The sequence below is a fragment of the Nocardia beijingensis NBRC 16342 genome, assembly GCF_001612785.1.
Classification (GTDB): domain Bacteria; phylum Actinomycetota; class Actinomycetes; order Mycobacteriales; family Mycobacteriaceae; genus Nocardia; species Nocardia beijingensis.
In genome coordinates, this window is the sequence record NZ_BDBC01000035.1 from 16,943 (window position 1) to 29,753 (window position 12,811).

A 12,811-nucleotide genomic window follows, 5' to 3' on the forward strand; every position below is an offset into this window, starting at 1 on the left:
CGGGACAGACTTCACGAGCCCGTGTGACGCAGGGACGACAGGCCTGTCCTGCCGACGCCTGCGTCACACCCATCAAGGCGCGGGGATACCTCGACGGCGTCCGCCGCCGCCCAGCTCACCGATGGGCAACCGCTCCCCTGACCGCCGGATCGTTCAGGCCTGGCAGCGACTTCCAGTCGATCGCCCGCTTCAGGATCTTTCCGGTGGCGCCCTTCGGCAACTGGTCCACGAACGCGAACAGGTGTGGAACCTTGTATGCCGACAGCTGCTCCTTGGCCCAACTCCGCAGTTCATCCGGTGTCGGCTCCGCTCCGGGCGCCAGTGCGATCACCGCGGCCACCTCCTCGCCGTAGTGCTCGTCGGGCACACCGATCACCGCCGCTTCGACGATATCGGGGTGCCCGTACAACACTTCCTCGACCTCACGGGGATAGACGTTGTAGCCCCCCCGGATGATCATGTCCTTGGCCCGGTCGATGATGTAGACGTAGCCGTCCTCATCGACCTTGCCGAGATCCCCGGTGGCGAGCCAGCCGTCGCGCAGGTCGGATGCGGTGGCCTCCGGCCGGTTCCAGTATCCCCGCATGATCGTCGGGCCGGACAGGTACAACTCGCCTACCTCACCGGGACCGAGTACCGAGCCCGAGGCGTCCCGGACTTCGATTCGCATCCCCGGCAACGCAAGACCCACAGAGCCCACCCTCGGGTCCTTGCCGACGGGGTTGAACGTCGCTATTCCCGACGATTCGGTAAGCCCATAGCCTTCCATGATCTCGCAGCCGAACCGGGCGCGAAAAGCTCGGATGACCTCCCCCGGGAGTGAGGCACCGCCCGACGAAGCCATCCGCAGTCTCCCGAACTGCTCGGGCCCGAAGTCCCCACCGGCGTGCAGCATCGCGTTCCACATCGTCGGGACACCCGACATCAGGGTGATCTCGTCCGCGCGCACCATCTCGAGCATGCGGCCGGGATCGAACCGCGACAGCAGCGACAGCGACGCACCCAGGTGCAGAGCGGTATTCATGACGACCGACTGTCCGAAGACGTGGAACAGCGGCAGCGCGGTGCCCATCCGCTCCTCGCTCGTCACCCCGAGGTAGTCGATCAAGATCGTCGACGCGGCGTGCAGGTTGGCGATCGTGAGCTCTACGCCCTTCGGCTTCCCGGTGGTACCGGAGGTATACAGCAGAACCGCGACATCATCCGGGGCGAGATCGACGGGTTCGGACAGCGGCTCCGTCCGATCACGCTGTGCGCCCGGCTCGAGCACCCAGAGCGGGAGTCCGCGCTCCCGCGCGGCCGTCTCGGCCGATGTTGTCGCCTCGTGCCACGCGATCACCAGGCGTGCCGTGGAATCGTCGAGGACATAACCGATTTCGGCTGCGGTCGCCATCGTGTTCATGGTGATGACGATGGCGCCGACGAGGTGCGCACCCAGGTAGGCAACAACGAATTCGGGGACGCTCGGGGCCACCAGCAGTACGCGGTCGCGGCTGTCGATCCCGGCGGCCCGCAGTGCACCGGCGAAGGCCGCCACCGAGTCCTTCAGCCGGCCATAGCTCCATTCCTCGCCCTGCGCCCTGATCGCGATCGCCTCGGGCCGATCGAGCGCGTTCTTCCACATCGGACCGGCGACGTTGACCATCCGAATCCTCCTTCTGGCCTAGCTGGTAATCCCCTCGCAACGTAATTGAACTTGGCGTCAAGTTCAATAACTGTCGAAAGGGAAAACCTGCGACAGGTCAGCCAAGCCCCGTTTCTGTAAATTCATGGACTGCGCATTGCGGGCGGCGAAGTGTGTCATGAAAGCCCAGACCCTGCCCAGCCGGGGAAACCGGCTGGGCAGGGTTGGCGTCACTTCGCCGGGGCCGGAGCCGGCATCGGCTGGTTGATCGTCGTGAAGTACTGGACTGCCGCCATGATCGCGACCGGAGCGGTGACGAGAAGCTGGCCCGCCAACGTCCCCAGCGCGCCGAGGGCCATGATTCCGCCCACACATCCGATGGCGGCGGCCGGAATGAAGGCTCCGAACAAGCCGATAATCGCCGCGGAAGCGACGGTCGCCCCGGCGATCCCGCCCAGCACGCAACCGACCGCCGCGCCGCCGATGCCGCCGACGGCGGTACCGATCGTCGCGCCCATGAGGATCGTGGAGGACAGTCGCGCCCAAGCGGCTTGTTCCCGGTCGTACTGGGTCTTCCAGGGAGCCTGGTCTTCGTAGGGCAGCGCCACCGGCTTGTAGGCGGCGTGCTCGAGGTCGAACTGCGGCGTCAAGGTAGCAGTGCGGTCGCGGATTTCGGCGGCGATCGGGAAGACGAAATCATCCACTCGGAAAGACAATTCCGAACCCGCCACCACAGCACCGCCGGGGGACTTGATCTTCAGCACCCCCTCTTCGACGGCGATCGAGCCGGCCGCGAGATCGATCACCGATGACCGCTCGCCGACCGATACCTTGTAACCGACCGCCGTGGTCTCGGCCGGTGCCGCCGATACCGTTCCGGCCGTTGCGGCGGTTATGCCGAGCGCCGAGACGAGCAGCGACGCTGCTGCAATCGTTTTCCTCATCTTTTTCCTTCTTCTTTGTGCCTCGAACCAGACGTTCGAGAGACTGCGAACACGCACGGGTACGTTTCGATTCGGTTCCGCCGACGAAACCGTCTCCGACCGCTCCCGCGCCTCGCGCCCGACTCCATCCACATCAGATGGAATCGAGGAATTTCACCAGCGCCTCGTTGACTTCCGCTGGCCGCTCCTGCTGAATCCAATGGCCGGCGCCTGCGATCACAATGTTTTCGCGCAGATCCGCGAGGACCGATGTCATCGTTTCGGCCGGCATGAACATGCGAACCGCATCTTCGGAACCGGTCAGGAAAAACGAGGGCCGAGTGATGACGTGACCGTCGAGCGGGGCCGTGAGCTCCCAATTCCGGTCCATGTTCCGGTAGTAGTTCAGTCCTCCGCTGAAGCCTGTGCGCTCGAACGCGTCCACGAATACCTGTAGCTCGTCCTCCGACAACCACGGGGGACGCGGTAGTTCTCCGCTCGGCCGCCGCGCCAGAGCCTGCGGCGAGGGAATGTCGTTATTGAGGAGTGTCCATCGAACGTCCTGCGCGAGCACGGCATCCGCGACTCCTGGCTCCTGGAACCAGCACATGTAGAACGAATCTCCCAGCCGGGAACGCAGAATCCCCAGCGGTGGAATCGGCGCGCGCGGCGCCGGTGGAACGCTCAGTCCAGCCACCGCCCGCACCCGGCCGGGATAGGCCAGTGCCATCTGCCAGACCACCGCGGCACCCCAGTCGTGTCCGATGAACACGGCATCGTCCACGCCGAGGGCGTTCAACAGTCCCACCAGGTCGGCGCAGATCGTCAATACGTCGTAGTCCTCGATCTCGGACGGCCGCGAGCTGTCGCCGTAACCGCGCATATCCGGAGCGATCACGCGATACCCGGCCTCGGCGAGCGCGAAAACCTGATGACGCCAAGAGAATGCGAGTTCGGGAAATCCGTGGCAGAGGACAACCACCGGTCCCTCGCCATGATCGACGACCCGCAGTTCGATCCCGTTCGTGGCGATCCGCCGAGATCCGAGCGCCTGCCACGCCGCAATATCGACCGTCATCCGCATCTCCTCCTGCTCGAGCCTCGACGCCCCGTCACCGGCCGTCCCTGTACCGGGCGATCAGCTCGGCCGGGAAACCCAGATCGGCCTGCGCAACCGCCTTCGTCAGCGGCCTGCCCAGCTCGCCCAGACGCGAACACCCCTCCGGTCCGATCGCTTCGTACGCGTACACGGCGAGTTGGTCGGTCCGATCCTCGATCGATTGCCTGCGCCGCCGCCCTTCCGCGCTGAGGGCGAGTCCGGACCCATCCAGAAGCCACCCGCGAGCACGCAACCGCTCGGTGCCTGCGGCCCACTCCTCTTCGCTCCAGTACCGGCTGACGCGGAGGGCTTCCGCGCTGATGGCCCCCGTCGCGGCATGCGTGATCAGCGCCTCCATACCATCGAGGCCTTCGGTGAACAGCAGCGCGACGTGTCCGTCGCCTCGGAATTCGCGCAGCAGAGTCTGCGCGTGCCACAGCACCAGGTGCGGAGCGTCCGGCCACGGCAGCTGCGCGTGTCCGGCGAACAGCGGACGTCCCTGAGGCCGATCGCATGCGCGTTCCGCGGCACGGCGTGCGAGATCGGCCGCCTCCCGAACCGTTGGACCGTCGACGTCTCCGCCCCATGCTTGACGCAGCGAGCGGCCGACGGCCTCGTACCGCGCCTCCAGGACTTGCCCAGGCGTGGCGGTGTGCCAGGCCGCGGGCAGCGCGGAGCGCACCGCCACCGGATTGAAATTGAAGAATGTCACGACGGCGACTTCCGCGGGTACCGGGCCCATCGCTGCCGAGCGGGGCGCGAAATAGGTCCGGGCCCGCCCCTGCAAGCCGATTTCGGCATAGCACTCCTGCCCGTGCGGGCTGAAGTAGATCATCCCGTGAATCAGTTCGAGAGCACGGAAGGTGAGCCGGGCGGTCTCCGGCAAAACAGTGGACATCGTCATTCTTTCGAATTCGACTGGCAGAGAAAAGGTCACGGAACTCATCGCCGCTCGCCGACCGGGCCGGCGCCCTCGCTTGGGGCGGGTGCGACACCGACCTCGCGAAGCGGCCTGCCCGCGACCAGAAGCCTGCGAGACAGATCGTTCACAGTAAGGAGTGGGGCCATGCAGTTCCCTCGATCGTCGTGTTTCGGATCTGGGCTTCGACCCTCCCTCCGGTGGGCCAAAGATTGAAACTGAACTCAACATCAAGTTGTGACCTACGTCAAGTCTCGATCCGGAATCAACGTCATTTACGGTGCTGCCGGAACGGCGGAACTCCCGGCGGCGCCGGTGTCGGCTGTCGCTCTACGCAGGGCTCACAGGGCGCTTCGACGACCTTGTCGGGGACGACCCGGGCCGGTGGGCCGGAATCACGGAATCATCGGCGCGGACTACGCCGACGACGAACGCGCCCGCCTGCTCGCCAACTCCGCCGATGGACTCGCTGCCCGTATCGGTGTGCACAGCCGTCAGGTGGTCACACGCGGAGACTAACAGCGTTGGCTAGGGATATGAGGTCCTACCTGCCGCATCGCTGCCGCGAAAGCGGGCTGACCGATCACGGCGTGGCGGGTTCGTGGCTCCGACGGGCCTGGGTCACAGCGGAGAGATGCGCAGCGCGTTGACCCACAACCGGGTTCCGGTGCGCGTCAGTTCGTCCAAGTCGACCCTCAGATCCTCCGGTGTGCCTTCACCGGTCACGAAGTAGTCGAACGCGAGCCGACTGATCATCCCGGACAGCGCGCGCGAGGCCAACAGCGGATCGACTTCCGTGTCCGCGAGTCCCCGCGCCTGCAGGGACTCGATGCTGCGGGCGTTTCGCCGCACGAACGCCTCCGCGCGCCGCTGACGCAGTTTGCGGAACTCCGGGTCGATGCTGGCTACCTGTTCGAGCAACGCCATCAGCTTGGCATTGCGCTTGTACGCCTCGAAGTACGCCCGGTTGCTCGCCTCGATGATCGCAGCCGGGTCGGCGTCGGAATCCACATGCGGCATGCCTGGATGCATCATGTCTTCCTGCGCCAACTCGAGGACAGCGGCGAAGATCTCCTCCTTGCTGGAGAAGTACGTATAGAAGGTGCCGGACGAGCATTTGGCCTCTGTGGTGATGTCGACCAGCCGGGTATCGAGGTAGCCCGAACGCTCGAACACCGTACGGGCGGCTGCGATCAAGGCCGAGCGCGTCCGCAGTCCCCGGCCGGTAGCCGGAAGCTCGCGCAGCAGCGCGGGGTTCGCCATGGACGGCGGCGGACCCTCGTGTTCTTCCCCGGCGGTCGATCGTGACATGGGAACAGTTATAGCAACGCGACCATCGGAGCTCGCCAGGTCATGCCGCGGCGAACCGCCGGCGACGTCGACCACTGCGGCGAAGCCGCGGTTCAGGACTGGAAGACGAGCCGACCGACGGTGCTTCCGTCGCCGAGGCGGCCGACACCCGCCGACCACGCCGATGACCGTGGCGCCTGCGGCCTTCCCGAGCTGGACCGCCGCGCCGCCGACGCACCGGCGGCGGCGTGCACAGGCGGGTAGTCGCCCTCCGCAATCCGAGTGCGCCGGTGCAGCGCGAACCACGCCGTCTGGTACCCGATGCTCGACGCGGCGGCCTCCGCGTCGTCGAGGGCCATCGGCGCAGGCGGCACATTCGCTTGTTCATGAGCGCGTACTCCGCGAACGCGCCGCTGGGCAGTGCGGTGGTGCCGACGACCCGATCAGCGACCACGGCGCCGTCCGGCACCGGCTCCCACCGCGACGATCTCGCCGCAGAACTCGACACCCGGAGTGAACGGCAGCGGCGGCTTGATCTGGTACTGGCCGCGACAGAGCAGCACGTCCGGGAAGTCGGCCGGAGCGGCCGACACCTTCACCAATTCAGATCCCTGCCGCATCGGCGATGGCGATGGCCTTGTGGATCAGAGCATCGATGCGCTCGATGGTGGGGGTGCCGGCTGCAGCCTTGTTCGCGGGGGTGTCCGTCGCCCGGCGCATGACACCTTCGGCGATGATCGCCAGCTTCCACAGACCGAGCGCGTGCCAGAACTTCAGCGCCTGCGGGTCCCGGCCGGTCTCGTCGAGGTACATCCGGGCGAGTTCGTCCCGGTTCGGGAATCCCGCGAGTGTGGAGACCGGGAAGTCACCCCCCGTGTCCTCACCCGGCTCGGGCCAGTAGGCGAGCATAGAACCCATGTCGGCCAATGGATCTCCGAGCGTGGACAGTTCCCAGTCCAGCACGCCGACGATCTCGCCGCTCGTGTGGGAGACGATCACATTGCGCAGGTGGAAGTCGCCGTGCACGAGCGCGAGTTCGGTCTGCTGAGGCACCGCGGCCGTCAGCCTGCGGGTCAGATCGTCGAGTTCGGGCAGTTCCCGGGTCTTGGACTTCTCCCATTGGCTGGACCACCGCGCGAGTTGACGTGGCGCGTACGGCTTGTGGCTCGCCAAATCGGACAGTCCGGTCTGCTCCAAGTCGACGGCGTGGATGTGCGCGAGGGCGCGCGGCAGGGACTCCGCGATCTCGCGTCGCCGTCGCTGGGGTAGTGACTCCGCGATCTCCATCGTGTCGACGACCTGGCCGTCGATGAAGTTCATCAGCACCAACGGCACGTCGGAGATCGCGGATTTCTCGGCGACACCGAGGATCCGCGGTGCAGGGACGGGAGTGCCCGCGAGCGCGGACATGATCCGCGCCTCCCGCGCGACGTCGTGTGCCGAGGCCAACAGGTGCCCCAACGGGGGCCGGCGCAGCACCCAGCGCCGACCGGAGTCGTCCCGCACGAGGTAAGTGAGATTGGACTGACCGAGACCGATCCGGTGGAAGCCCAGCCGGCCGGCGAACTCGATCCCGAGGTCGCCGAACCAGCGGGTGACCGCCGTCGGATCGATGCCGATCACATCTCGCGCCGAGGTCTCAGGCACCGAGCGTCGCTCCGTTCCGGTAAGGCACCACGTCGCCGAGCCGCTGGTCGCCGTCGAGGACCGATGTCTCGCCGGTGACCCAGGACGCCGCGTCGGAGGCAAGGAACGCGATCGCCGACTGCGTGCGCACCGACACCGATCGCCGAACCCACGATCCGCGCGTCGGCCTCCTCCTGCTTCTGGGAGAGGTGAGCACCACATTCGCGCCTGTGGCGGCGAGGGCTTGCGCGGCGGCCGGACCGATGCCGCGCGAAGCGCCGGTGACGATCGCGGTTCTGCCGCTCAGATCCGGAAAAGACGCTCGGGCACGCGACAGGATGGGAGTCATCCTCAGATACCTTCCGGTCGCAGGTCGCGGTACTGGCGCAGTTCGCGGCGGGCGATAGCGCGCTTGTGCACTTCGTCCGGCCCGTCGGCCAGGCGCAGGGTCCGCAGGTGCGCGTACGACATGGCGAGCGGGAAGTCGTCGGTGATGCCCGCGCCACCGTGCACTTGGATGGCCCGGTCCACGATCTTCAGCGCGATGGCAGGGGCGGCGACCTTGATCGCGGCGATCTCGGTCTGTGCTTCCTTGTTGCCGACGGTATCCATCAGATATGCGGCCTTGAGGGTGAGTAGCCGGATCATCTCGATGTCGATGCGCGCTTCGGCGATCCAGTCCTGGATGTTGGCGTTGTCGGCGATCGGCTTGCCGAACGTGACGCGCGACTGGGCGCGCTTGCACATCAGTTCCAGCGCGCGCTCGGCCGCGCCGATGGCACGCATGCAGTGGTGGATGCGACCGGGGCCCAGCCGGGCCTGGCTGATCGCGAAGCCCTCTCCCTCGCCTTTGAGGAGGTCCTCGACCGGAACCCGTACGTCCTTGAAGTCGATCTCGGCGTGACCTTCTCGGTCGGCGTAACCGAAGACCGGCAGATTGCGCATCACGGTCACACCGGGTGCGTCGATCGGTACCACCATCATCGACTGCTGCCGGTGCGTCGGGGCGGCCGGATCGGTCTTGCCCATGACGATCATGACCTTGCAGTTCTTGTGGAGGGCGTTGGAGGCGAACCACTTCCGGCCGTTCAGGACGTATTCGTCACCGTCCTTGACCATGGACAGTTCGACATTGGTGGCATCGGAGCTGGCCACACCTGGCTCCGTCATCGCGAACGCGGACGCCATAGTGCCGTCGAGCAGGGGTTTCAGATACTTCTCTTTGTGCTTCTCGGTGCCGAAGAGCTCGAGGACCTCCATGTTGCCGGTGTCGGGGGCGTTGCAGTTGCACGCCTCGGGCGCGAGGTGGCTGCGGCCCATGATCTCCGCCAGCGGCGCGTACTCGAGGTTGGTCAGCCCGGCGCCGGTGGCAGGGTGTGGATGGAAGAGGTTCCACAGGCCCCGCCTTCTCGCCTCGGCCTTGAGTTCCTCGAGTATCGGCGGATGGAAATGTGGATCGCCTGCCGCGCGCATCTGCTCCTCGTACACGGTCTCGGCCGGGTATACGTGGGCATCCATGAAATCCAGCAGTTCGTTCTGCAACTGCTGGGCGCGTTCGGAGATGTCGAACAGCGACATGAGAACTCCTGACGGGTTCGGAGGGAATCGGGCGTGCGGCGCTCGTTGTGGCCGACGACAGTCTCGACGAGGTCGATGCCGCGGAAGGACCTCAGTCCGCCGCCAGCACCTTCGTCTGGTAGCGCCGCATGCCGCGCAGCCATCGGTCGTAGTCGGCGGCCTTCTGCCGGTACATGTCCAGCACCTGCGGGTGCGGCAGGATCAAGAAACGCTCGTTGTCGATCGCGGCGATCACGTCGGCCGCAACCTGCTCCGGTTCGAGCACTTCACCGGCGCTGGTGACGGCGCGGGTTGCCGCGGCGCCGAGGACTCCCCCGGAGTCCGCACCGAACAGCAACTTCGTATTGACGCCCTGTGGGCACAGGCAGCTGACCCGCACCCCTTGGTCTCCGTAGGTGACGCTGAGCCACTCGGCGAAACCGACCGCGGCGTGCTTGGTGACCGCGTAGGTGGCCGACCCGATCTGGGTGAGCAGCCCCGCCGCGGAGGCGGTGCTGACGAAGTAGCCCGCACCCCGCTCCACCCATGCCGGGACCAGCAACTGTGCGGCCCGGATGTGGGCGCGCAGGTTCACGTCGATCGCCAGGCTCCACGCGGCCTCGTCGGCCTCGAGCCCGGGCGCACCGACGATTCCGGCGTTGGCGAAGTACATGTCGACGGGACCGAAGTGCTCGTCAGCCAGGGCGATGAGTCGACGAATCGCCTCGGTGTCCGATACGTCCGCGCCGACGGACACCGCGGTACCGGGATGGTCGGCGTTGATCCGGTCGGCGACGGCCTGGGCGGTAGCCGCGTGCAGGTCTGCGACGACTACGCGGGTACCCGCACCGGCGAGAGCCCGCGCGATAGCGCCGCCGATGCCTCCGCCGCCACCGGTGACAATGGCGACCTTGCCTGCAACCTGCACTACCGAACCTGCTTTCGTGTCGATGTGGGCGCGCCGCCACATCCGAACGGACGGCTTCTCCTACCTGCTGGACCCAACGCGGCCCTTGGCACCTGTATAGTTGAAGTCGACGTCAATTTCAATGTCTGCCACGCGGCGAGGATCGGCTCGAGCGCCACCTCATCGCGAGCCGGACATGACCGCACCTCCGGGTGGTCAACACAATGCAGGTGTCGTCGCCGACGTGCCTGCCATCATCATCGATTCGGCCGGCCGGCCGGCGCATCCCCAGTGGAACTCCGACGACAGTCACACACTGCCGAATCCTTGCGGCGCGCCCAGCAGTTCGGCATAGACCGACAGAATGCGGGTGGTATGCCGGGATTGGCGCGGTTCATCGGCGTGCGCTGCCAGTGCCCGGCGCATGGCATGCAGTCGGGTTCGGTCCCGCGCGAGGTCCTTCAGCACGGTCGCCAGCGATTCCACCGACCGGTCGGGGGCACGGACGCCGCCCCCGGCAGGCACCGTCTCGGAGAGTTCGGGATCGCAGTAGAGGACGGGCAGACCCATCGCCATCGCCTCCAGCAGCACCATGCCCTGGGTATCGCAGTCGGAGGTGAGCAAGAGGAGGTCGTGGTTGCGCATGGCGCTCAGGCAGTCGGCTTGGTCGACCTCGCCGTGCAGGTGGACGCGGCGACCGAGATCCGCGCCCGCGACCACCGAGCGGGCCCGGTCGGCCAGGGGCCCGCTGCCGTAGACGTCCAGCGTGCATTCCTCGACGAGGCGGGCTACCTCGATCGCTTCGAGCGGACGTTTCTCCACGGACAGGCGACCGCACCACAGGGCACGCAGTGGTGCGTCGGTATTCGTCGCCGCGTCGCCGCTGCCGCGGATCCGCTCGAGCAGCTCGTCGTCGATTCCATTGGACACCACGTGAATCGGCCGGTCCACGCCGTGTGCGGCCAAGCGGCGGGCGAAGTGGTGGGTCGGCACGATCACCCGATCCGCCGCCTGGGCCTGCGCCACCAGCGGACGCCACGCCAACCGAGCGGTCCGGCCGTCGCCGTCGTGTGCCTGTTGTCCGCGCATCGGCACGAACCAGCCGTGCACCACGCGCATGGTCAACGCGGACAGATACGGTGCCGGTGAGTACTTTTCGATGACCGTTTCGTCACGGCTCTGCATGGTCTGGGCGATCGGGATCCCATGCCTGCGGGCGGCGCGAGCACCGGAGATCCCGCAGCCGTAGGTCGTCAGCGCGTGCACGATATCGATCGGGCCACGCTCGATGAACGCGGTATCGATCCGGCGTTGGTTGGCCCGGGTCGGAAGGACCACCGGCAGCCCGTTCGACATCGATATCGGCAGCGCCCCGAGCTCCACCGTATCGGCATCCGCCGCCACGGATCCGGGCGCCGGTGCACAGAATACGGTGACGCGATGACCGAGCCGCCGAAGTCCGGCGCACAGTGACCGCATCGCGGTTTGCACGCCACCCAGCGTCGCCGGGTGAAAGTCGGTGAAGATCGCGACGTGCACGGATTCCGGCACGGTTCAGGCCGATGCCGAGACGGCGAGTCGTTCCACCGCGTCCGCCGCGGCGCGGACACCGTTCTCGGCGGATACCCTGCGGCCCAGTTCCTCGGCCCGGCTGCGCGCTTCGGGTGTCAACGTCCGGACCAGGGCATCGTGTAACCGGTCCTCGGTCAGGGACGGATACGGGAAGTCGGCCCCGATCCCCAGCGCCGAAATACGCCAGCCGTAGAAGAACTGGTCACTGTGCACGCCGATCACCACCGCGGGCAGGCCGGCGCGCAGCACGTCATGGGTGTTGCCGCTGCCCCCGTGATGGACGACCGCGCGACATCGCGGCAAGATCCGGTCGTAGTCGAAGGAATCCAGCACGAACAGCTTCCGGTCGTACCCGACACCGCGGGGATAGCCCTCACCTCGCACGGTCACCAGCGCGCGGGCGCCCAGCCTGCGGCAGACGGCGGCGACGAGATCGCAGCACCCGACGGGATCGAGGATCGGCATACCGGTCATACAGAAGTAGATCGGCGGCTCGCCCTCGTCGAGCCACTCCATCAGCGCCGGATCGACCACCGCTTCACCCCATGCGTCGCGCAGGCGCGCGGGCAGGATGGGCGCACCGACGACGGTCGACCGCTCCGGCCAGTCCCCCGGTTTCGGCAACAGCACCGGACTCACCATGTGCACCAGCGGAATACCGTCCTCGCGGATGCGCCGGAACGGGTTTCGCGGCTTACCCGGCAACTCCATCATTTCGCGCACCCGCCGATCCACCCGGCGATACGCGACGCCGTAGGCCACTTCGAATGCCGAGTAGCTCGCCAACCGCAGCCACCGCGACGAGATCATCTGCTTGACCATGAACGACGACGGGAACTCACCGGTGCGCTCGAGCGGATACGGCAGGCAGCCCACCACCCGCTGTCCGGTCTTCTCACCACGCTCCATCGCCCACGGCAGCGTAGAGGCACACGACACGATCACCTCAGCCGCTTCGCAAGCGCCGCTGAGCACTCGGTGCATCCGCTCACCACGCTCGCCCGCCATGATCTTGACCGTATCCAGCATGATCCGCACGAACGGCAACGTCTTGCCGGAGGACAGCGCGCGTTTGGCCGCCGGCGATTCCAGTAGTTCCGCGGAGTTGAACGGGATGACATGCGGCTCGAAACCCGAGCGGCGCACCACATCGGCGTAGTTCTCGGTGGCGGTCATCTCGACCTGGTGTCCGCGCGAGTGGAGCTCGTCGGCCAGGGCGAGATACGGCTGATGGTCGCCTCGGGTTCCCGCGGTCAACAATGCGATACGCATACTCTCGACTTCCGTTGGGGCG

General features: G+C 66.8%; 10 protein-coding genes and 2 pseudogenes. All 12 read right to left on the reverse strand.

Annotated features, from left to right (window positions below):
• Positions 1-115: 115 nt before the first annotated feature.
• On the reverse strand, positions 116-1,645 hold the full coding sequence (locus NB3_RS20780; RefSeq protein ID WP_067805974.1) for a long-chain-fatty-acid--CoA ligase: 1,530 nt from the start codon (positions 1,643-1,645) through the stop codon (positions 116-118).
• 209 nt (positions 1,646-1,854) lie between these two features.
• Complete coding sequence (locus NB3_RS20785; RefSeq protein ID WP_067805977.1) at positions 1,855-2,568, reverse strand: DUF8020 domain-containing protein; 714 nt, start codon at positions 2,566-2,568, stop codon at positions 1,855-1,857.
• Positions 2,569-2,701: 133 nt separating this feature from the next.
• A complete protein-coding gene (locus tag NB3_RS20790) occupies positions 2,702-3,625 on the reverse strand; it encodes an alpha/beta fold hydrolase (RefSeq protein WP_169810724.1) in 924 nt (307 codons plus the stop codon).
• Between the two features lie 34 nt (positions 3,626-3,659).
• On the reverse strand, positions 3,660-4,544 hold the full coding sequence (locus tag NB3_RS20795; protein WP_084823533.1) for an SCO6745 family protein: 885 nt from the start codon (positions 4,542-4,544) through the stop codon (positions 3,660-3,662).
• 642 nt (positions 4,545-5,186) lie between these two features.
• Positions 5,187-5,876 (reverse strand): TetR/AcrR family transcriptional regulator, encoded by a 690-nt coding sequence (locus NB3_RS20800; RefSeq protein ID WP_067806063.1) that lies wholly within the window; start codon positions 5,874-5,876, stop codon positions 5,187-5,189.
• A gap of 147 nt (positions 5,877-6,023) precedes the next feature.
• Positions 6,024-6,466: pseudogene (locus NB3_RS20805) on the reverse strand (alcohol dehydrogenase catalytic domain-containing protein); the annotation flags it as partial.
• The gene (locus NB3_RS20810) at positions 6,459-7,502 is read right to left on the reverse strand and encodes a phosphotransferase family protein (protein WP_067805982.1); all 1,044 of its coding nucleotides are present in this window, start codon (positions 7,500-7,502) and stop codon (positions 6,459-6,461) included. The pseudogene NB3_RS20805 and the gene NB3_RS20810, both read right to left, overlap by 8 nt.
• A gap of 110 nt (positions 7,503-7,612) precedes the next feature.
• A pseudogene (locus NB3_RS36705) lies at positions 7,613-7,830 on the reverse strand (SDR family NAD(P)-dependent oxidoreductase); the annotation flags it as partial.
• Between the two features lie 2 nt (positions 7,831-7,832).
• Positions 7,833-9,059, reverse strand: a complete 1,227-nt coding sequence (locus NB3_RS20820) for an acyl-CoA dehydrogenase family protein (RefSeq protein WP_067805987.1) — start codon at positions 9,057-9,059, stop codon at positions 7,833-7,835.
• Between the two features lie 91 nt (positions 9,060-9,150).
• Positions 9,151-9,966 (reverse strand): SDR family oxidoreductase, encoded by an 816-nt coding sequence (locus NB3_RS20825; RefSeq protein ID WP_067805990.1) that lies wholly within the window; start codon positions 9,964-9,966, stop codon positions 9,151-9,153.
• Positions 9,967-10,254: 288 nt separating this feature from the next.
• Entirely contained in the window at positions 10,255-11,496 is a 1,242-nt protein-coding gene (locus NB3_RS20830; RefSeq protein WP_307695195.1) for a glycosyltransferase, read from the reverse strand.
• A gap of 3 nt (positions 11,497-11,499) precedes the next feature.
• Positions 11,500-12,789 (reverse strand): glycosyltransferase, encoded by a 1,290-nt coding sequence (locus NB3_RS20835; RefSeq protein WP_067805993.1) that lies wholly within the window; start codon positions 12,787-12,789, stop codon positions 11,500-11,502.
• Positions 12,790-12,811 lie beyond the last annotated feature (22 nt).